Origin of the sequence: Veillonella sp. 3310 (genome assembly GCF_003999875.1) — a bacterium.
Lineage (GTDB): Bacteria > Bacillota > Negativicutes > Veillonellales > Veillonellaceae > F0422.
Genome location: NZ_RQVJ01000003.1, coordinates 70,953 through 92,966, shown reverse-complemented (window position 1 = coordinate 92,966; position 22,014 = coordinate 70,953). Strand labels below are relative to the sequence as shown.

The 22,014-nt window shown below is 40.1% G+C and carries 20 protein-coding genes and 1 tRNA gene; 3 read left to right on the top strand and 18 right to left on the bottom strand.

All coding sequences use genetic code 11. The annotated features are described in order from the left end of the window. Positions 1-8: 8 nt before the first annotated feature. The 4 genes from glmS to modA form a co-directional block, all read right to left on the bottom strand. Positions 9-1,841: a glutamine--fructose-6-phosphate transaminase (isomerizing) gene (gene glmS, locus EO127_RS05430; RefSeq protein ID WP_127448356.1), complete on the bottom strand. Its 1,833-nt coding sequence runs from the start codon at positions 1,839-1,841 to the stop codon at positions 9-11. A gap of 506 nt (positions 1,842-2,347) precedes the next feature. Next, entirely contained in the window at positions 2,348-2,974 is a 627-nt protein-coding gene (locus EO127_RS05425; RefSeq protein ID WP_127448354.1) for an ATP-binding cassette domain-containing protein, read from the bottom strand. Between the two features lie 9 nt (positions 2,975-2,983). After that, the gene (modB, locus tag EO127_RS05420; protein WP_126940419.1) at positions 2,984-3,643 is read right to left on the bottom strand and encodes a molybdate ABC transporter permease subunit; all 660 of its coding nucleotides are present in this window, start codon (positions 3,641-3,643) and stop codon (positions 2,984-2,986) included. Beyond that, entirely contained in the window at positions 3,640-4,428 is a 789-nt protein-coding gene (gene modA, locus EO127_RS05415) for a molybdate ABC transporter substrate-binding protein (RefSeq protein ID WP_126940420.1), read from the bottom strand. Before modA ends, modB begins: the two co-directional genes overlap by 4 nt. A gap of 148 nt (positions 4,429-4,576) precedes the next feature. Between modA and EO127_RS05410 the strand changes: the two genes are divergently transcribed. Beyond that, positions 4,577-5,557, top strand: a complete 981-nt coding sequence (locus EO127_RS05410) for an AEC family transporter (RefSeq protein WP_127448351.1) — start codon at positions 4,577-4,579, stop codon at positions 5,555-5,557. A gap of 260 nt (positions 5,558-5,817) precedes the next feature. Here EO127_RS05410 and EO127_RS05405 read toward each other — a convergent pair whose 3' ends face one another. From EO127_RS05405 to EO127_RS05385, 5 genes are all read right to left on the bottom strand, one after another. Further along, positions 5,818-6,114, bottom strand: coding sequence for a metalloregulator ArsR/SmtB family transcription factor (locus EO127_RS05405; protein WP_126937104.1), 297 nt, complete (start codon positions 6,112-6,114; stop codon positions 5,818-5,820). Positions 6,115-6,146: 32 nt separating this feature from the next. Further along, positions 6,147-6,773: a hypothetical protein gene (locus tag EO127_RS05400; RefSeq protein ID WP_127448348.1), complete on the bottom strand. Its 627-nt coding sequence runs from the start codon at positions 6,771-6,773 to the stop codon at positions 6,147-6,149. Next, entirely contained in the window at positions 6,770-8,197 is a 1,428-nt protein-coding gene (locus EO127_RS05395) for a DUF2157 domain-containing protein (RefSeq protein ID WP_164742297.1), read from the bottom strand. The genes EO127_RS05400 and EO127_RS05395 overlap by 4 nt, the downstream gene beginning before the upstream one ends. Positions 8,198-8,249: 52 nt before the next feature. Beyond that, positions 8,250-8,696 carry a universal stress protein gene (locus EO127_RS05390; protein WP_127161096.1) on the bottom strand — a complete coding sequence of 149 codons (447 nt, stop codon included), beginning with the start codon at positions 8,694-8,696 and terminating at the stop codon, positions 8,250-8,252. Between the two features lie 573 nt (positions 8,697-9,269). Further along, positions 9,270-10,478: an MFS transporter gene (locus tag EO127_RS05385; RefSeq protein WP_127448343.1), complete on the bottom strand. Its 1,209-nt coding sequence runs from the start codon at positions 10,476-10,478 to the stop codon at positions 9,270-9,272. Between the two features lie 143 nt (positions 10,479-10,621). On the opposite strand from EO127_RS05385, the gene EO127_RS05380 reads away from it, so the two are divergent. Further along, positions 10,622-10,710 (top strand) — tRNA-Ser (locus EO127_RS05380). Between the two features lie 227 nt (positions 10,711-10,937). Here EO127_RS05380 and uraA read toward each other — a convergent pair. Genes uraA through trmB form a run of 3 tightly spaced genes read right to left on the bottom strand, consistent with a single transcriptional unit; the run spans position 10,938 to position 14,313 of the window. Beyond that, positions 10,938-12,215 carry a uracil permease gene (gene uraA / locus EO127_RS05375; protein ID WP_127068337.1) on the bottom strand — a complete coding sequence of 426 codons (1,278 nt, stop codon included), beginning with the start codon at positions 12,213-12,215 and terminating at the stop codon, positions 10,938-10,940. Between the two features lie 36 nt (positions 12,216-12,251). Beyond that, on the bottom strand, positions 12,252-13,652 hold the full coding sequence (locus tag EO127_RS05370) for an FtsW/RodA/SpoVE family cell cycle protein (RefSeq protein ID WP_127448340.1): 1,401 nt from the start codon (positions 13,650-13,652) through the stop codon (positions 12,252-12,254). Continuing rightward, the gene (gene trmB / locus EO127_RS05365; protein WP_127448338.1) at positions 13,639-14,313 is read right to left on the bottom strand and encodes a tRNA (guanosine(46)-N7)-methyltransferase TrmB; all 675 of its coding nucleotides are present in this window, start codon (positions 14,311-14,313) and stop codon (positions 13,639-13,641) included. Before trmB ends, EO127_RS05370 begins: the two co-directional genes overlap by 14 nt. A gap of 102 nt (positions 14,314-14,415) precedes the next feature. Between trmB and queC the strand changes: the two genes are divergently transcribed. After that, positions 14,416-15,105: a 7-cyano-7-deazaguanine synthase QueC gene (gene queC / locus EO127_RS05360; protein WP_127448335.1), complete on the top strand. Its 690-nt coding sequence runs from the start codon at positions 14,416-14,418 to the stop codon at positions 15,103-15,105. A gap of 40 nt (positions 15,106-15,145) precedes the next feature. On the opposite strand, the gene EO127_RS05355 is transcribed toward queC, so the two are convergent. The 6 genes from EO127_RS05355 to clpX form a co-directional block, all read right to left on the bottom strand. Beyond that, positions 15,146-15,793, bottom strand: a complete 648-nt coding sequence (locus tag EO127_RS05355; protein WP_127448333.1) for a PepSY domain-containing protein — start codon at positions 15,791-15,793, stop codon at positions 15,146-15,148. A gap of 77 nt (positions 15,794-15,870) precedes the next feature. Next, a complete protein-coding gene (gene tatC, locus EO127_RS05350) occupies positions 15,871-16,725 on the bottom strand; it encodes a twin-arginine translocase subunit TatC (protein ID WP_127448330.1) in 855 nt (284 codons plus the stop codon). A gap of 2 nt (positions 16,726-16,727) precedes the next feature. Continuing rightward, positions 16,728-17,699, bottom strand: coding sequence for a polyprenyl synthetase family protein (locus EO127_RS05345; RefSeq protein ID WP_127448327.1), 972 nt, complete (start codon positions 17,697-17,699; stop codon positions 16,728-16,730). Continuing rightward, positions 17,696-18,388: a ribosome biogenesis GTP-binding protein YihA/YsxC gene (yihA, locus tag EO127_RS05340; protein ID WP_127448324.1), complete on the bottom strand. Its 693-nt coding sequence runs from the start codon at positions 18,386-18,388 to the stop codon at positions 17,696-17,698. The genes EO127_RS05345 and yihA overlap by 4 nt, the downstream gene beginning before the upstream one ends. Continuing rightward, entirely contained in the window at positions 18,385-20,694 is a 2,310-nt protein-coding gene (lon, locus tag EO127_RS05335; RefSeq protein ID WP_127448322.1) for an endopeptidase La, read from the bottom strand. The genes yihA and lon overlap by 4 nt, the downstream gene beginning before the upstream one ends. A gap of 92 nt (positions 20,695-20,786) precedes the next feature. After that, positions 20,787-22,010 carry an ATP-dependent Clp protease ATP-binding subunit ClpX gene (gene clpX / locus EO127_RS05330; RefSeq protein ID WP_127068346.1) on the bottom strand — a complete coding sequence of 408 codons (1,224 nt, stop codon included), beginning with the start codon at positions 22,008-22,010 and terminating at the stop codon, positions 20,787-20,789. Between the last annotated feature and the right edge of the window lie 4 nt (positions 22,011-22,014).

Sequence of the window (22,014 nt, the reverse complement as noted above, 5' to 3'; positions counted from 1 at the left end):
AGTATCTCCTATTCTACGGTTACGGATTTCGCCAAGTTTCTTGGTTTATCTACGTCAGCACCGCGTGTGATAGCTGCATAATATGACAACAATTGCAATGGTACAACGGCTAAGATAGGTACTGTGAAAGCATCAGTTTTTGGCACGAAGATAGTATGATCCACGTATTTCGCCAACTCTTCATCACCTTTCATACCTACGCCGATAACGATGGCATCACGAGCTTTTACTTCCTTGATGTTGCTCATCATTTTTTCACGTACAGACTCTTGTGTTGCCAAAGCGATCACAGGAATTCCTTCTTCGATCAATGCTAAAGTACCGTGTTTCAACTCGCCACCTGCATAGGCTTCTGCATGGATGTAAGAAATTTCTTTCAATTTCAAAGACCCTTCCATAGCTACAGCATAGTCGATTAAACGGCCTAAGAAGAAGGCATCTTCTTTATACCCATAATGGTTAGCAAAGGCTTTGATTTCGTCTACGTTTTCAAAGATTTCATGCGTCAATGTAGGTAACTCTTGTAAGTTTGTCAAAATTTCATGTTTTACCGCTTCATCAATGCGACCATTTAATTGACCCAAGTACACAGCTAATAACAATAAGGCTACTAATTGCGTCGTATACGCTTTTGTAGATGCTACGGCGATTTCAGGACCTGCCCAAGTGTAGATGACTTGATCCGCTTCACGGGATACAGCAGAACCTACTACGTTAGTGATACCCAAAGATTTAGCACCCAAACGTTTTGCTTCTTTCAATGCAGATAAAGTATCGCTAGTTTCACCAGATTGGCTGATAACGATGCACAACGTATCTTCATCTGTTAATGGTGTACGGTAACGGTATTCGGAAGCGATGTCTACCTCTACTGGAATGCGCGCCAATTGCTCAATGTAATATTTTGCCACCAAACCTGCATGGTACGCCGTACCACAAGCAGTAATTAAAATGCGCTTGATGCCTTTCACTGTATCTGGTGTCCAGTTTAATTCATCATACACTACTTCTGTAGCATCTTTATTAATACGGCCGCTCAAGGTATCACGAATCGCTTTTGGTTGTTCGTAAATTTCTTTTAACATGAAGTGCTCATAGCCACCTTTTTCAGCCGCTTCTGCATTCCATGTGACATGATAAATGTCTTTTTGTACTGGTTGACCAGCTCGGTCAGTGATTGTCACGCTATCTGGTGTCACAATAACAACTTCATTGTCGTTGATGATATATGTTTCACGAGTGCGTTGAATAATAGCTGGGATATCGGAAGCAATGAAGTTTTCCCCTTTTCCTAAGCCCACTACCAATGGATTATCTTTTTTTGTAGCAATGATTTTATTTGGCTCATCGGCGCAAACCATCACTAAAGAATAAGACCCTTCGATGCGATCTAACATGCGACGAACGGTACTTTCAAAATTGCCATCGTACATATCACTCAATAAGTGAGCTACTACTTCTGTATCTGTTTCAGATGTAAATTCAACACCTTTAGCCAATAATTCTTCTTTCAATGGCATGTAATTTTCAATGATACCATTGTGCACTACGGCAAATTTTCCATCTGTACTTGTATGTGGGTGCGCATTCATATCGCTTGGACGACCATGGGTAGCCCAACGAGTATGACCGATACCAATATGACCTTGGTTAGAATCTGCTTTCACCACAGCTTCCAAATTCGCCAAGCGTCCCATTTTCTTTTGTACTTTAATCACATTATTTTCGCCCACTACGGCAATCCCTGCAGAATCATATCCGCGGTATTCTAATTTCTCCAAACCTTCCAGCATAAAATCTGCTGCATTTTCAAATCCAATATATCCTACGATACCACACATGGTATGTACCTCCTTGATTAATTCATTACTATTGCTTCTGAAAATAGCCTTTGTGCACCTAGTTACCTTGGTGTTTTGCTCTACTTCTACGACTGAAGCTAGCCGAGAGGCATCCGCTGAATTTCGATACTCCTCTACCTCGTCCGCTGTGAAAGCTGTCTCTTTCCAGCGCTTGCGCTATTCGCCTTTACGAATTTGGTTCCTCCTTTGTCATTGTTTCGACAGTTCTGTTGACTATGCCTAAGTAATTTAAAAATAGTCATAATCAGTAGTATTATACTTCATATACATCTATACTGTAAAGAAATAAACAAATTTAGCTACAAATATTATGAACGGCATGTGATATTGTCATGGTATACAAATAGAGGAATGCTGATCAAAGTGCATCAACATTCCTCTATTACGCTATTACTTTTGTTATGTATGTGTTCATCTACCGCAGTCTGATTGCATTGTTTCTAAACTTGCCACCATCAGCCCCGCCTTATAAACCAACATCCTACTTAAAGTTCCTCTGCTATAACCCCATCACGACATAACAGTCGATGGTTGCCCACGGCTGCGGCCTCTTCTTCGCTATGAGTGACCCACAAGCAGGGGATAGCCCATTCAGAAATAATGGCGACTAAATCTTGTTGCAGCTGAGCACGTAGATTTACATCTAACGCTGTGAGTGGTTCATCTAAAATGAGTAGTACCGGTTTAGAGTACAACGCTCGACCTAATGCCACCCGTTGTTGTTCCCCACCAGACAAGCCTTTGGCTTTTTTCTTAAGATGTGGTGTCAATCGCAAACGTTCCACAATATGATCGAATAACTCTGGAGATCCTTGTTTGCTGTATCGGATATTGTCCTCTACAGTCATATGGGGAAACACAATATTGCCTTGCGGCATATAGCCAATGTGTCGTTCTTGGGTAGGTGTTACTACCTTCTTGCCCTCAAACCATACCGCATCATTGGCTGTAATCCTACCTTCTTTGGGTGTTAACAATCCACATAAAGCTTTCAAAAATGTAGATTTCCCGCTTCCAGAAGGGCCCATCAATGTAGTAATACCTTCTTGTAATGTACCTTGGGCTTTCACAACAAAAGTACCTCGTTCTATGACGATATCAAAGGAAATCATAGTACCTCCTTACCGATTTGAGAAGAGGGATCCTTTTGTTAGACCTTGAATGGCCCACACAAGCCCCAATGTTAAAATACAAATATAAATCACAAGTTCAAAGGCCCCACTATAATCGCCAAATTCTACGAGAGAATAAATGGCTAAGGGCATCGTCCTTGTAATACCTGGAATATTTCCAGCAATCAAAATAGTGGCACCAAATTCTCCTAATCCACGGGCAAAGGAAAGGATGGATCCACTGAGAATTCCTTTCCACGCTAACGGCAAGGAGATAGTCCAAAACACACGAAACTCCGAGGCTCCTAATGTACGGGCTACATCTTCCATATCGCTATCGATAGCGGCTAGCGCTGTTCGAACAGATTGATAAAACAGAGGAAAACTCACCACGGCGGATGCAATAATTGCCCCTAACTTAGAGAAGACCACGCGAATTCCATGCGCCTCTAACCAAGCTCCAAAGGCATTGCCTGGAGAAAATATGATGAGCAACACAAAGCCTAATACCACTGGTGGTAATACCAAGGGCAATGTAAAGAAAGAATCAATTAAAGATTTTCCTGGAAAGGCATAATGTTTCATCACATAGTTCAAACTAAGTCCAAAAATGACATTAATCAAAAGTGCCAGAAAGGCAACTTCGATGGATAGTTGTAAGGCTATCATTTTTGAGCTGGCTCAGCGAAGCCCCATTTGGCTAATACTTCGTTAGCTTCTTTACTTGTTAGGAACGCATAAAAATCTTCAGTTAATTTATTTTGGTTCTTTTTCACCACACCGATAGGGTACTCGATAGGTGCATGTAATTTAGCATCCACTGTAGCAGAAATATCTACTTTATCTTTCAATGCTAAGGCATCAGTTTTATATACGAATCCTACATCAGCTGCGCCTTCCGCAATGTACGCACCTACTGCTTTTACATCTTTCGCAAATACAATATTAGGTTCTACTGCATCCCACAAATTAGCTTTGGTTAAGGATTCTTTCGCATATTTACCAGCTGGCACTGTTTCTACTGTGCCGATAGCTACGCGTTTTGCATTCGTAATATTATCTAATGTCACAGCTTCTTTACCTTTTGGTACAATCATCACCAATGTATTCGCTACGAATGGACGAATGTTATCCATTAATCCTTTTTCATTCAATTGATCCATATTCTTTTTGTTCGCAGAAATAAAGATACTGGATGGCGCGCCTTCTTCAATTTGTTGACGCAAAGTGCCAGAACCTGCATAGACAATATTCACTTGTTCAGGTTTTAAGTTATGTTTTTTCACATAGTCTGCTTTTAATTCTTCCAATGCCCCCTGCATACTAGCTGCTGCAGATACAGTGATTGTTTCATTTGTAGATGGTGCTGTAGACGATGTAGTGCCTTGTCCACCACAGCCAGCTAATGCTAACATACCTGCCATAACTAACCCCATTAACCAATTACGCTTCATAATGATATCCTCCCTAATTTAAATATATACACTTAGAAGCTTACTACATATTCTCATTATACTAGAAAAATGATATTAAGCAAAATGATTTTAATTACATGTGGTACAATAGAGATGACAACTATACAACCTAAGGAGGTTATCCATTATGGATTTATTTTTTCACATCATTCTCACTAGCATCGTCCCCATTTTATTACTTACCCTCATGGGGGTCTTACTAGATCGATGGTTTCACCTCGATTTACGAACTTTGAGTAAGTTGAACTTTTATTTATTTCTGCCCGCCTATATTTTGAAATCCTTTTATGTCACTGATTTAACCCATGAAAGTTTTGAAATTTTTGGCTGTGCCCTCATCATTTTATTTGCTAACTCAGCATTAGCAGGCATCGTCGCTAAGTGGCAAGGTTATAATTTAGGAAAAACAGAAATTGTCCGCAATGCAGTGATGTTCTCGAACATTGGTAACTTAGGAGTAGCCCTAGGAACTTTCGTCTTTGCCAATGAACCATACATCATCGATGGGGCTACCCCTTATTTACATGATGGGGTTATCGCCATTATCGCTACCTTTATTATACAAACTGTGTTCTGTAACTCCTTGGGATTCTATCAAGCTGGCAAAGGAAAGTTAACCACTGCAGAATCTTTACGTACTATCTTACATATTCCTATTATTTACTGCGTACCTATCTCAATCATTGCTCATTACTACATTCCTATCGATTTCACCCAAACCATTATATGGGGGCCTTTAGATATATTCGGCCGTTGCTTTGTAGGCGCCGCTATGCTGACTCTAGGAGTACAGTTGAATCGAACGCCTTGGAACTTCATCAAAAAAGATGTCATGATTACTTCTTTCTTGCGATTAATCGCAGGTCCTGTATTAGCATTAATCGTAGTACTTCCTATTACCATGTACTACACACCACTAAGTGCTATTGCAGCGCAAAGCATTATCATCGCTTACGCAGTCCCATCTGCAGTAAACACCGCCCTCATGGCAGTGGAGATGAACAACAATCCAGAACTAGCTACGCAAATCGTACTAGCTACTACAGTTCTTTCTTCTTTTACTATGCCCCTAGCTATATTATTGGCATACTATGTGTTCCCTTTATAGCTAACAGATTGGTATGTCAATTTGCTTGAGATAGTAAACAAATAAACGTATATAGGTACATTCTAGGTCTACTATGTAACTATATAGCAGACAATAGTCTAAATCAATAACACTACATAAAAACTATGCGATATCCTGTTCTCTCATACAAGCATATAGCTCTAGAAAGCCTATCTGACAATGTATTTAATACATGGTTGAATAGGCCTTTTTCCATGCAAAAAGGGCTGCTTTCGCAACCCTTCTACATGTTTCTACACTTATTGATGTCCCACGTGTTCTAATCCTTGACGAATAAGAACAATCACATGGTCATCATTTAAGCGATACCAAGCTGTTTTTCCTTCTTTTCTAAATGTTACAAGTCTTGCTTGACGCAACACACGCAACTGATGAGATATAGCTGACTGGCCCATATCCATAGCATCTGCAATTTCAGTTACACACATTTCTTTCTGAAGCAGATGTCTAACAATACGCAACCGCGTTGGATCACCAAGGACCTTAAATAGTTCAGCTAACAATTGTGTTTCCAACTCTTGTTGATTTGTTTCCATCTTAACCTCGCTATCATATAGTAGTCCGTCCTCTAATTAGAGTTCGGTATTACTATTATATCATCTTTTTCTTGTTCTGTATCACCAATTTTTTCCAAAAGAACTCGTGAATCTTTTTCTTGATCCACTACGCTCTCCGGTGTAGCTAATTCCAACGGTACCCCCTTGGCATAGACACCAGTGACTACCCCATAGCCATCACGTAATTTTAAGGTGCCAATCAAAGTACCTCGATAATTGGTATAAAACTTACTATCTACCTTGCTAAGGTCTACTTTCACACGATTAAAAGGAATTGAAAATTCCACTACACCATGATCAAATCGTTTCACATTAGCCCGAATGTATTCTTGATCTTTTGGAGTTTCATCAGTGGCGGATAGCACTTGCAATACACCAGACTGTTTAGGTGTTACAACAACATACACCTCATGTCCTACTTCTGGCGTTTGCTTCCCTTCCCAATTCGCATAAGACCCTAAAAACTCTATCTCTAAGTAATCTGACGGAACCCATCCAATATGTCGACTTACTTTCACAGGCCATTGGTATTCCGCACCACCTTGCAATAAGGTTGTATATCGTTGTTGAATATAGAATTGACTTAGCAAGGCAACAATCGCAGCAAGAGCAAAGAAAATCCACTTTTGATATTTCATCGTTCTTCCTCCTTCATAGCTACCTCTGATTCTACCGTTTTAGTTTCTTCTGTCACTACTTGTGTTTCCATCGGTGTTTCCAAAGCTGATACATCTGCTACCTGCCGACGTGCTTGTCGAACACGTTGATTCATCGTAGCACGTTGTTTCCCTTTTCGCCATAAATAAATGGCATTAATTCCTAGTACAATAATACCTAGCACTAAGAAGGATACGCCTCGTTCTACAAAGGTAAAGCTAGGATCGAAGAAACGGGCCCCAAACATAGCTATCAAAGTCAAAATGCTGCTATTTAATAAACTTACCTTTTTCACCAAAGTGCCACGAATAAACGTCCCTAAAGCTGCCACTAACACATAAGCATTAAATAAAATGGATGTCAAAATAGGAGTCGCTCCAGATACAGTGACAATATAACATACAAAGACAACGAACGGAATTAATCCAATACAGCTTTCAATACGTTTTGCCAATACCAAACGACGTAACACAAGAAATGCTACACCTAGGCTCAGTAACATACAAAGCCATAACCACCATACCATGCTGCTTTCACCGATGCGAATCCATGTACTGATGTACGTACCTTCCACAATGGTATACAGTAAGGCAATAGCACCTACCCCCTTACAAGGTAATGCTAAGAGGGTTATTTTCTTTTCTAATGTGCCTAGTCCATAAGTAACGGCGCCTAATACACTGATAAAAAATAGATTCATTTGCGGTTCATAGGTGGATAAGGTGAAAAATACTTCTCCAAAAATGGCACCTACAAATGCCCACGATACAGACACCAATAAAGGGTCTTTCACCTGTTGATACTGACCAAAACGACGTATATAGTATGGCACTGCTACTAATAACAGTCCACCTACGGCAGCCGGTCCTACCCACGCATTCAAAGGATGACTGGAAAAACTCCAGCCTAAGACGCCAATGAGGTACAAAATCATCCCCAACGCCGAATCTAGAATATAAATGATGGGCAAAGAACAACACAGGATAATCAACACATATAATCCCATGTGTTCCCCTGTATAATAGGTATCTGCCACTAATAAGGTTGACGTCGTTAAAATTGCCATATAGATGACTGTAATGGCCTCAGCAACCATACTCGCTGGCTTGGCTTTCCAAACACCGCCCCCTACAATGGCGATTGCCAGTAATAAGATGACTAATGACCAGTCAAAGCGCCCATTTGGGGAAAATCCATACCAATAGCCTGCAAAGAGCAAAATAATCCCCAGCAAAATGAGCGCAGCGCCCCCTAACACGGTGATCAGTCGCGTCCAAGATGGCCCCTCTTTAGGAATAAAACCATACTTAGCTTGTAATCGATGGCTTTGCTCTTCTGAAATTAGACCTTCCTCCCGCCATTGCTCAAGTTCTTCATGTAACCAACGTATATGTTGTATATTCATATATATCTCCATAAAAAAAGGCTTTGCTCAGAGAACAAAGCCTTGTATCCTATTATTTAACAATTAATACTGGACATGTGGAATGACTAGTTACATAACTACTTACACTACCCATAAATAGGCCTTTCAAAGGTCCTAATCCACGGCTCCCCATAACAATTAAGTCTGCATCATATTTTTTAGCCACCGCTAATACAGCAGGTCCAGGAGACCCTACTTCAAAGACGCATTTTACTTTCATATCTGCCGGTACATCTTCTGCGACTTCGCTTAAGATTTTTTTACCAGTTTCTTCCATATCTTCTGCAATTTGCTCCGATACATAACCACCACTGATTGGAGTTTGGTCAAAGTTAGAAATTGCGGATACAATATTCGCTACATGCACCAAAATCAATTCCGCATCATTACGTTTTACAATTGCCAATGCATGTTCTAATGCTCTTTTACCATTTTCCGATCCATCTGCAGGAACAATTATTTTTTTATATTCCACCATAGTAAGACCTCCTCCGAATTGTTACTGTGCTACTATGTAACTTGTCTATATCACTAGAATTCGACATAGACTTGAAAATTCCTTTTCTTTACTCTTATTGTCTCACAAAATTCCAATCTTCGCAAATGAAACTTGCGTTACGATGATATCTTTATGGTGTTCTTTTGCAATATTGGCGCACACTGAAAGCACAGCATAGTTTCTAAATCGAAGAGCAGGGCACAAAGTCTGGCCTCTATTTCTGAATTCCCCGATAAAAGGAAGACCGTGGCACACCTCTCCACAAACTGATACTCCGTTAGGTTTGCTCCGAGGTATGCCACGTTCTTCTCAGATTAGCATAATTTAGGCAAATACAAATATCATTTCATATACTAGAATCTATTTACCCATGCCCTGCTCTTCTTCCATTTACTAAATATAAACAATCAATATCGATACGTGCTTGCTGTGCTACATCGACTTTGTCCTACCATTGCAAAAGAAGACCTACAAGAGTATATCCTAACATTGCATTTCTAAGGAATGGAAAGAGAGATACCACTAAGGGATCTATTTCAAGGCCCTATATTCCTATTTTAATCGAATTAATGACAACAAGATAGCTCCGATGATTGGAGAGATAGATAGTGCCATTAACGCTGTTTGGTAATTGCCTGTAGCGGTTAATACGGTAGACAAGATGATAGGTGCTGTGAGGGCTCCTATTTGGTTGAACAAGTTCACGAATCCTGCTGTGGTCCCTCTTAGTTCTGGTGGTGCCGCTTGGATAATGATAGCGTTGGTTAATGGACTATACATGAATGCCCCCATGCCTAAGAGAGGTGCTGTAATGTATAACATATCTGGATTACTTGTGTTCGCAAAGATTAATAAAGCTGGAGAGAATAAAAACATAACGATGGCCGCCAAATAGTTTCTTGGCAATGAAATTCTATCAGAAATGAATCCAATGGTCGGCTTTGCAATCACCGCAGCGATACCATAGAGGCTCATGATGGCTCCCGCAAAGATAGGCGTCACATGTAATTGTTTCACCAAATACAAGTTAGCCCATGTGGTAACGCCCCATGTAGTACCTGTTGCAAAAAATCCCATCACTGCTAACAATAAAATGTTGCGGTTCGTTCCTACAAACTTCAAACTTTGTGCCAATGACATGGACTGTTGCTCTGTACCTTGTGTGTCTACTGTGTGATTCTTTCTGAAAGCTTGTACTTCTTTCACTGTAAACAAAGCTAAAAAGAATACTAGTAATGGCAATAAAGCAGTCATCAAAAATGCCATTTGCCATCCATAGTGTACAGCTACAAATGGTGCATATCCATTGACCACGGTAATGCCAAAGGATGTACAGCTCATAAAGATACCTACCGCAGTACCACGTTGTTCTGCACTGAAATGTTCTCCAATAGCTTTCAAACAAGCAGATTGTACAGGACCTGATACAATACCCAATAAGAAACGCAATACTAATCCGTACTCATAACTTTGTACAGTGCTCATAAGCCCCGTTACAATAGCCATAGCCACTAAGCTACCTAAAATGGATTTACGATAGCCAAAACGATCCGCTAACAGTCCCCCTGGCAATACAGTCAATGCATATCCAAAATAGAAAGCTGTTAAATAGGACGTCCCTTGCTGTGCTGTAAAATGCAACGCTTCATTTACGATTGGCATCAACGATGACCAGGATAAGCGCATGACAAAACTTAATAAAAATGTTAACCACAAAGTCAGCAGTATACCTGTTTGTGTAAGAGTAAACCCCTTTTTCATGTAATACCTCCTATGGAATACCACAAACCTATATAAAGAATATAATCCGCATAAAATTATAACATATGTAACATAGTTTCACACCTATTTCTAATTGACAAACCCCCTCATTCAATGATAGACTATATCTAGTTTTTATATTTGGAGAGGTGTCCGAGTGGTTTAAGGAGCTGGTCTTGAAAACCAGTGACTCCGCAAGGGGCCGTGGGTTCGAATCCCACCCTCTCCGCCACAGTAAGCTGTTACCGATATGGTAGCAGCTTTTTTTATCCCCCCGTAGAATCGCAGTTATGCGTAGTAGCCTCGTGGCGTACCTTTCTATCTAAATGACACAAACGCAAGAAGAGCACGGTGTGCTCCGAACAAACATTATGAAATACCGTTTGTGAGGAGTATACCGTGCTCTTCCTTTTTATCATATTCAGTTAAGAACGCCACAGGCTACATAGTAGAGCAAGATTAGTCTTTGAGTTCCTCATTCCATAGTCCTGTTTTACGGAAAATGGCAAATAGAATACTCAACAAGATAGCGGTTACTGTTGCCAAACCCATACCTTGTAGCACAACTGGACCGATAGCTAATTTAGCACCGCTCAAACCAATAACTAGTACTACCGATGTTAAGATTAAGTTAGAAGATTTTGTATAATCCACTTTACGTTCTACCAACATACGTAAACCAGAAGCAGCAATGATACCGAATAGTAAAATACTTACACCACCCATAACTGGAACTGGAATGGCATGAATTAAGGCTGCTACTTTACCAATGAAAGAGAACAAGATAGCAAGCACTGCTGCACCAGCGATAACGAAAGTACTGAATACACGTGTAATTGCCATTACACCAATGTTTTCTCCGTATGTTGTATTTGGTGTAGCACCGAATAAACCGGACAACACATTAGATAGACCGTCTGCAAATAAAGAACGGCTCAAGCCTGGATCTTTCATTAAATCACGACCTACAATATTACTTGTTACCACAATGTGACCCACATGTTCTGCAAACACTACGAATAATGCTGGCATAATCATCAAGATCGCATTGATATTAAATTCTGGTTCATAGAAATGTGGAAGTGCAAACCATGGTGCATTCGCTACATTAGTGAAATCTACTACACCCATAATTGCAGCCGCAACATACCCAGATACTACACCAATTAATACAGGAATGACTGCAAAGAATCCACGAAATAATACAGTCCCTAAAATGGTTACCCCTAAGGAGAACAAGGATAAAAATAAGGCTTGTTCATGAGTCATACCAAAGCTTTGCCATTGATCTCCAATAATACCTGCCATTCCCATCGCTACAGGGGCTACTTCCAAGCCGATAACGGCAACGATAGCACCCATCGCTGCTGGTGGGAACAATGTATCAATCCATTTAATACCAATGAATTTTACTAGTAAAGCCAATAGCATAAAAGACACACCAAAAGCGATGAAACCACCTTGGGCTGCTCCATAGGTCATACCAGAAGCGACTACTGCACCTACTGGACCAATGAAAGCAAAACTAGAACCTAGGTAAGAAGGGATCTTTCCTTGACAAATTAATACGTATAAAATCGTACCGATACCATTCATGAATAAAGACGTAGCTGGGTCAACTTTCAATAAGAATGGTACTAATACAGTAGCCCCGAACATAGCAAATAAATGCTGGAAACTAAGTGGTAATAACTTAGCGAAAGACGGGCGTTCGTGAACATCAATAAAATCTTTCATGGTGCATCTCTTTCTGTGTAAATCACACTTAAAACATTAAGACTTAGGTTGAAACCGATGACGCGTTTCTTCACCAATGGATGGTAAATGACGAGTCGTTCCAATTTGTTTGCGTGCATATTCATTGCGGCGCGCAATATTTAATAATATGCCGATAACGGCAAAGTTTGTAACCAACGAGGAGCCACCATAACTGATAAATGGCAACGGAACCCCTGTAACTGGTACTAAACCTACCACCATAGCAATATTAAAAAATGCTTGAATCGTAATAAAGAAGGTAAATCCTATAGCAAGGATTTGACCTAATACATCTCTTGATTGACGAGCAATGGACAAACCATATTTCGTAAACCACAAGAAGAAAAAAGCTACCAAGCAAACGCCTACAAAGCCAAATTCTTGAGAGAAAATCGAAAAGGCAAAGTCTGTATGAGCTTCTGGCAAGTAATTATATTTAGAAATCCCTTTCGTAAATCCTTCTCCCCAGAATCCACCAATGGACACACTCAATATACTTTGCGTCACTTGATATCCATTGACCGTTGTATCTGACCAAGGGTCATAGAAAGCGACTACACGTAGCCAACGATATTCTGTATAGCGAACCAACAGATATGCAATGACACTGAGTATAAAAAATACTACACCTAAATATTTCCAATCCGATTTTCGATAGCCTACGCAAAATGTCATTAACGTAGGAAATAATAAAATCAAAATTGCTGTTCCCATATCTGGTTGAAACATAGTAATCACAGCATATAGAATAGGTACCGCAAAAGTAGATGGCAATAGCAAGTCTGGATGTAATTTGCCGGGAGTTCCTCGAAAGCCTTTCCACAATTTATTAATTTGAGATATGACAAAGGCCCATACTTTCCAAAGCCAGTGCAAGCGTTTATATTGCCCCCATTTATGAGGCTCAAACAAGTACATAATCCCTCGTTGCTTTACTTGTATATCGATACGATACGCTGCCCAAAGCATGGCGGCTAACTTCGCAAATTCCGACGGTTGCAATGTCAACCCTAAAGGTAAACTAATCCAACGGCGAGCCCCGTTCGCACCATGTCCAAGAAACGGTATAAAAACAACACCCATGAGGATAAGTACAATCACCAACAATTTACGTTGTACCTTAGGATCTCCCCATTTACGATAGTCAAAACGATAGAACCACCAAGCTACAAAAAAGCCTACTCCCAAGAATAGTGCTTGCTTACCTAATAGAAGCCAAAATGGTTTCCAATTGTCCCCCCCATGTAGGGTCGTCGTATAGGTAGCACTATAGCCATTCAAAAAGCCTATTAATATAATCCCAAAGAGAGGAACTAATATGCCCTGCCCATCATGTTTGATAATACTCTTATAAAGGGCTCTTACTTGCTGAAATATGCCGAGATTTTTGTTAGGTGAACTACTATTCTCCTGCATTTGTCGTATCACTTCCTTTAGCCGGCTTAATTGCCTCTAAGCGGAAAATTGGTTGCCCTTTAGCACTGAATTTTTCTTCATATTCTGTGCGTACATTTGGCATATCCGTACTATGTAAATCATAACTTACATTCTTTAATGTCCAACCAGAATTTTTGAACTCCTCCAAGGAGAACATAAACAATCCTTCATTATCTGTTTTAAAATGGATTTCTCCATTCTCTTTCAATAATCGTGCATAACGATCTAGAAATGTATGATAGGTCAACCGACGCTTAGCATGCTTAGCTTTTGGCCAAGGGTCACAGAAGTTGATATAGAAACGGTCCACCTCACCTGGTGCCATTACCTCTTCAATACCTGCAATATCAAACAAGCTCACTTTACCATTCTCTGCTTTTTGTTCATACAATTTTTGAGCTGCGTAATATAGCACACCAATTTGTACTTCAAAACCAACAAAGTTTGCTTCTGGATGTGCTTCACACATACCTGCAATGAATTTACCTTTTCCCGTTCCTAGCTCCATGTATAATGGTTTGGACGGATCTGCAAAACTTTCACGCCATTTTCCCTTGAAAACTTCGTGATTCTCTAGTACAGTATATGTATTATATTCTAGGATTGCTTCATCAATCCACGGCTTTCTACGTAAACGCATACTATCTCCTTTTATAACAATCTTATCCTTACTATTATAGTACATCATCTGTTCTATGTCAGTACTCACTTATAATTTTTTTATTTCCATGAAAGGTTTCCTATGAAAGCATTAGTATTATCCAGTGGCGGTGTCGATTCCACCACCTGCTTAGCCATGGCCATCGATACCCTCGGCACAGACAACGTGAGTGCCCTTTCCATTTGGTATGGGCAAAAGCACAAAAAAGAATTAGATTCCGCCAAAGCCATTGCAGGCTATTATGGTGTTCCTCACTATGAATTAGACCTGACTCAGGTTATGTCCTATTCCAATTCGTCTCTCTTATCTTCTTCTACTGAAAGTATCGATCACCGCACCTATGGTGAACAAATTGCAGAAAGCGGTTCAGTGTCTACCTATGTACCGTTTCGCAATGGACTCATCCTCTCCATGGCAGCTAGCTTAGCTCTTAGCCTCTATCCAGATGAGGAAGTGACCATTTATATCGGTGCTCATGCTGACGATGCTGCGGGCAATGCCTATCCAGACTGTCGACCTGACTTTAATCACCACATGAATGAAGCCATTTACATTGGTTCCTACAACAAAGTCCGCCTCTATGCACCACTGAATACAATGAATAAAACACAAGTTGTAGAAGAAGGGCTACGATTACAAGTACCCTATCATCTCACATGGTCTTGTTACGAAGGTGGAGACACTCCTTGTCACACCTGTGGAACCTGTCGTGACCGAGAACAAGCATTCACAGACAATGGTGTAATAGATCCTTTACTATCACATATATAAATCATAAAAAGCTATTCACTCCTATCGGAATGAATAGCTTTTATTCTTCTTTTGTCACTTCCATAACCTGACTGGAATTGGCATCAATCGTTACATGCATCGTATCACCATGCATATCCAATACCATATGGTATCGAGCAACATATCCTTTTGTTTCTAATTCCCAACGTATTAGACGAGCATCACTACCCAACATAGTGATAGCCACCTCTTTTGCTTCCTCTGGGTTAATGAGATTTCCCAAATCTATGGCTGCAGAATCAACCATCGGTTCGCGAGCCTCACCTACATTGGTTTGTAACACCTGTCCTGTTGTGGCATCTATGGTCACGCTATGGCCCGCTTCCGAGGATACCCCAGCTACCTCATAGCTTTTACGTCCATCTTGTGTTTCAAATGTTATCCCTTTCACTTGTGCTGTTGGATATTGTTTCTTGTATAAATTAACAGCCCCCTTGGCATCTACAAGGATTGAATCTGATCCCTCTTTCGCATCTGAACTTTGCGGCTCTGTAGATACAACTTTTACCTCTGGTAAAGGAACTTTCTTCAATGTAATCTCCGTTCCATCCACCATTGTTGTAGTAGAAATCGACTCATTTCCAGTACAACATGAATACCAAGAAATTGCCCCTACCGAAAGAATAGCACAAATACTAAGGATACTTATAAGTATTTTTCGTCTCATATTACATCCTTTATATACACTAATCAGTTTCTAAATCAGTATACACTATAATTATGAACGTAATATGAACCATTACTTTATACTTTCACAATATATCGTAATACACCGTAACTAATTTCATAGAGCAAAATCATAGGCCCTGCAATCATAGTTTGGGATAGCATATCTGGTGTAGGTGAAATGGCCGCCCCCACAACAAAAGCTACTAGAATAAATATCTTACGATACTGGCGTAATCGATTCGATGAAAGAATACCCATCACCCCAAGAGCAATCAATATCAGTGGCAATTCAAAGGTAATGCCAAATGGTAAAACAAAGGCGATCACAAAATCAATATACTGACCGATGGAAAACAATGGTTGCAATTCATCCGTACCAAAGCCGATAAAAAATTGTATAGCCATTGGTAAGACTAGGTAATATGAAAACAGCACCCCTACCACGAATAAGGTGACTGCCGTAGGTACCACCATAAAGGTTACCTTTTTCTCACCTTTCGACAAGGCTGGTACAATGAACGCCCATAACTGGTAAAACCAAATAGGACTCGATATAATACAACCTGCTACTATGGAAATTTTCATATATGTGAAGAAAGCTTCCGTCGGTTTTGTATAATACAATTTTCCAGCTGGAGCCACTAAAATCTGCAGAATATCCTCCACATAATAGTACGCCCCCAAAGTGCATATGATGATTGCCACAATGGCTACTACTAGACGCATGCGAAGTTCGCTTAAATGATCTACTACGGACATAGAGGACGCCTCTTCCATAAGTTTCGCTTCCGTATCTGTATAGTTATCCTCTTGCAATAAGGCGTCTTGCTCTGCTTGTTGCTGAGCAAGACGCTTTCTTTGCGCTATCACACTATTCAAGGACGGACGTTTGGCACTCATGTCAAAGTCTTTTACTTGAAATTCTTTCATGCTTACACCTTACGGTTCGATAATTTTTCAAGAACAGTTTCCAAAATATCTTTTCCTTTAAAGGACGGCAATTGCTCTAATGCTATCTCTGCTTGTCTGCGATACATCGCCTCAAGAGCTAACGCTTTATCGATGCCGCCTTCTGCAACGACATAATCCAACAACTCTTTTGTATCTTTGCCCTCACGGATTTCCTCAATCATAGTTGTCAAAGACGCTGTATTTTCTGGCGTTACGATAGATAATAATGGATAGGTCAAGATGCCTTCTTTCACATCCTTCCCTACCGGTTTTCCTGTGGTCACCGTTTGCTCACGGTAATCCATCACATCATCGGTAATTTGGAATGCCATTCCCAAGCCATGACCATAGGTGCGCAATAATGAAATATGCTCCTCTGACCATCCCCCAAGGATGCCGCCTAATGCCAAGCAACCTTCAATGAAGTCTGCTGTTTTCTTTTGTGTTTTTAAAAGGTATCGATCTGTGCCTTGATCTAATCGGTACACATCTTCCATTTGCATAAATTCGCCTTCTACCAAGGCAGAAATAATTTCAGAAAAAATAGTTAAGCATGGAATAGAACCGATTTCAGCTACAATACCGAAAGCTTTAGCAAATAAATAGTCTCCACTGAGGATAGCCACTTTATTGCCTTTCGTACAATGAATAGAAGTTACGCCACGTCGTACTTCGGCTTGGTCTAATACATCATCATGAATGAGTGTAGCCAAGTGCAACATCTCAATGGCTGCTGCCATACGAACTCTATCTTCTTGTTTGGAATCTCCACTCAAGGCAATTAACAAACACAATTGCGCTCGTAGTCGCTTGCCGCCCCCTGCTGAAAGAGGACGAATGAGTGCGTTAAAATCTTCTGCACCAGTTTGTAGAGATTGTTGCAAATATGTTTCTACGCGTTCTAAATCTTTAGAGACTCGTAGCTTCATTTGTGCATCTGTAAGAATACTCATTCCTCTTCCCCCAATAAGACTGCATTAATACGTGCTAATAAACAATCACGACCTGTATGTTTTAAAGAACTATACAAAATAGGTGGATATCCCGTTGGATACCGCTCTTCAATAGTTTTTAACTGTTTTTGTCGCTCGTTCATTTTTAATTTATCCGCTTTTGTTACCACGATTTGTAAAGGTACTCCATGGGATTGTAACCAATCAAAGGCCTCTTTATCGATAGGCAACTCTGGATGACGACCATCAATGAGTAAACATAATAGCATCATTCTTTCACTTTGTAAAATATAATTGGCAATAAAAGAAGACCAAATATTGGTATTGGACCCACCTGTTTTTGCATATCCATACCCTGGTAAATCGACTAAGAACCAATCAAAGCGACGTTCCATATCATCTGGTAAATCTTCCTTTGATTCTATACTAAAGAAGTTGATCGTTTTCGTTTTACCCGGCGTACCACTGACTAGCGCCAATCCTCGATGATTGCACAAGGAGTTGATGAGAGATGATTTTCCTACATTGGATCGTCCCAAGAAGGCGATTTCAATGGTATCACCTTCTGGGTATTGATCCGCCTTCACCGCAGACGCTATATATTTCGCTGCGATGATGCGTGGACCTGTCGTCTCTTTTCTAGTATACACTGGTTTTGGATGGCGTTTTACGGCTGGTTTCTTTTTCATAGTAATGCCTTTTCTAATACTTCTTCCATCGTTTTCACAGGAGTGATGATCAATCCTTCTTTAACGATATCCGGTAAGTCTTGAATATCTTTTTTATTGCCTTCTGGAATGAGCACTTCTTTCACTCCATAGCGAAGAGCCGCTAATAATTTTTCTTTCAAACCACCAATTGGCAATACTCTACCACGTAAAGTAATTTCGCCAGTCATAGCAATGTCTGATCGCACTTTTTTACTGGTTAAAGCAGATACAATAGCCAAGGTCATCGTAATCCCCGCAGATGGGCCATCTTTAGGGGTAGCCCCTTCTGGTAAATGCACATGAATATCCAGTTCCTTGTGGAATTTTTCTGGCAATTTCAATTCTTTTTGACGATGACGAATGTAGGACATAGCCGCTTGACCAGATTCTTGCATCACTTTGCCTAAGCTACCAGTCAAACTTAATTTGCCGGTTCCTTGCATTGTTGTCGCTTCACATGGTAAGACAACTCCACCTACGGAAGTCCAAGCTAAACCATATACAAGTCCAACTTGCGCTTGTTTCTCTCGAGATTCTTCCACAAATTTAGGCGTGCCTAGGTAGTCTTCCAAATTTTTCACCGTTACTTTAGGTGCTTTTTCACCTTCCGTAACCACAGCAAATGCCAATTTACGGCAAATTTTAGCAATTGTTTTTTCTAAGGTACGCACACCAGCTTCACGAGTATATTCGGAAATCACACGTTTTAACACAGCATCTGAAAGTTTCACACTGTGACCTTCTAAACCATGTTTCTCAATTTGTTTTGGCACTAAGTAACGTTTAGCAATTTCTAATTTTTCTTCCTCTGTATAGCTGCTGAGTTCAATGATTTCCATACGATCCAATAGTGGTCTAGGAATATTACCCGCTACATTGGCAGTAGTAATCCAGAATACATCAGAGAAATCAAATGGAATTTCAATGTAATGGTCACTGAATGTGCTATTTTGTTCAGGATCTAACACTTCTAATAAAGCAGAAGATGGATCCCCTTTATAATCAGATGCCAATTTATCAATTTCATCAAGCAAGAATACAGGATTACGAGTACCTGCATTTTTTAGCCCTTGGATCATACGACCTGGCAAGGCTCCTACATAGGTACGACGATGGCCGCGAATTTCAGCTTCATCACGGACACCACCTAAGGAGGCACGGATAAATTTACGATTCATAGCTTTTGCAATGGAGCTTGCTAAAGATGTTTTACCTACCCCTGGTGGTCCTACTAAACATAATATGGAGCCGCCTTGTTTGCCAGACAACTTGCGAACTGCTAAAAATTCTAGAATGCGTTTCTTAATTTTTTCCAAACCATAATGGTCACCGTCAAGTACATCGCTAGCTTCTTTCAATTCTAACCGATCATCAGACAAAGTATTCCAAGGTAATTGCAATAACCAATCAATATAATTACGCAAAATATTGGATTCGGGCATCATTTGTGGCATACGACTATAGCGAGTAATCTCTTTGTCGATACGTGCATGGATATCCTCTGGTAATTCTAATTTTGCCAACTGTTCTCGTAATTCTTCTGCCTCTTGGTCAGGGTCCATTTTATCCCCTAATTCATCGTGGATAATACGGATTTTTTCACGCAAGAAATATTCCTTTTGTGCTTTTTCCATAGATTGACGAACTTGGTTATTAATGGAGCTTTCCATATCCGAAATTTGTAGCTCTGTATTCAATACGCCTACAACCATATTCAAACGTCGATTTACGGATAACTCTTCTAAAATATTTTGGCGTACTTTCAATTGAATAGGCACAAGGAATGCTACTTGGTCCGCCCATTCACTAGCATCTGAGCTTCCCAAAACATGATCTAATCCTTCATCTGTATTGGGCTTAAGCACCTCTACCCATTGTGCAAATTTAGTTTGCAAGATACGTCGATATGCTTCTTCTTCCATTGGATCTTCATGAAGAGTCTCCAACGGAGTTACTGATACTTCATAAAATGGGTCTGTACCTAAAATGGCGTCTAACTTAACACGGCTTACGCCTTCTACTAAAATACGAACCACGCCCCCTGGTAAGCGGAGCATTTGATTTATTTTAACAATCGTCCCAACTTGATATACTTCTTCCAAGGTAGGAGTTTCGATATTTTCGTCTTTCTGAGCAGTAACCACCAAATATTGGTCTTTGTCCATAGCTGCTTTTACAGCCTGTACCGATGTGGTACGACCAATATCTAATTGTGTCACTACTTTGGGAAATACAACAATTCCACGTAGGGGAACCATCGGTAATGTCATAGGTTTAGTTTCCATTGAACCTCCCAGTACTATATGATAAAAAGAAACCCATTCCGCCTTTGAAATGAGTTTCTTTGCCTTTACTATCTGATTGCTTCAGCGTGGACTCATTTATTGAGTATTGGCTCTTCTTCGCCACGAACCGCTTTGTCTGTTACAATGCATTCTTTTACATCTTTCATAGATGGTACTTCATACATGACACGTTTCATAACTTTTTCGATAATGGCCCGTAATCCGCGTGCTCCCGTATTGCGTTCCAAGGCTTCTTTCGCAATCTCACGGAGTGCATCTGATTCAAAGACTAATTTCACATCATCTAAAGACAGCATTTTTTCATATTGCTTAGTCAATGCATTTTTAGGCTCTGTTAAAATTTTGATCAATGCCTCTTCATCAAGTGGGCTGAGCGTAACCATCACTGGCAATCGTCCGATAAATTCAGGTATTAACCCGAATTTTTGTAAGTCTTCTGGCACAACTTCTTTCAAAATAGAGGCTACATCTTTTTCCTCTTTCTTTTGAATATCTGCACCAAAACCTAATGTTTTCTTCGCAGTTCGCTTCGTGATTACTTTGTCCATACCATCAAAAGCACCACCGCAAATAAACAAGATATTTGTTGTATCTAAATGTAACATCTCTTGATTAGGATGCTTCCGTCCTCCTTGTGGTGGTACAGAGGCTACTGTTCCTTCTAGGATCTTCAGTAATGCTTGTTGTACACCCTCGCCAGATACATCGCGAGTAATGGACGGATTTTCTGATTTACGAGCAATTTTATCGATTTCATCAATGTAGATGATACCTCGTTCAGCTAGCTCTATATCATGGTCGGCGGCTTGAATCAGTTTGAGGAGAATGTTTTCTACATCTTCCCCTACATAGCCTGCCTCTGTCAAACTAGTAGCATCTGCCATGGCAAATGGTACTTGTAACATTTTTGCTAATGTTTGAGCCAATAATGTCTTGCCACTACCTGTAGGACCAATGAATAATACATTGGACTTTTGCAGTTCTACATCATCGATGACATTATCATGTTGCAAACGTTTGTAATGATTATATACGGCTACAGACAAGGAAATTTTAGCATCATCTTGACCAATCACGTATTGATCAAGATGAGCTTTAATTTCTTTTGGAGTCGGGATATCGTTTAAATCAAACGCTTCCGGTAGTTCTTCAATTTTGTCTTCATCAATAATATGCTGGCATACATCAATACATTCATTGCAAATGAACACATTAGGACCCGCTATCAATCGTTCGACTTCTGTTTCTGCTCTACCGCAAAAATTACAACGTCTTTCTTTATCGTCTTTATTCAAACCC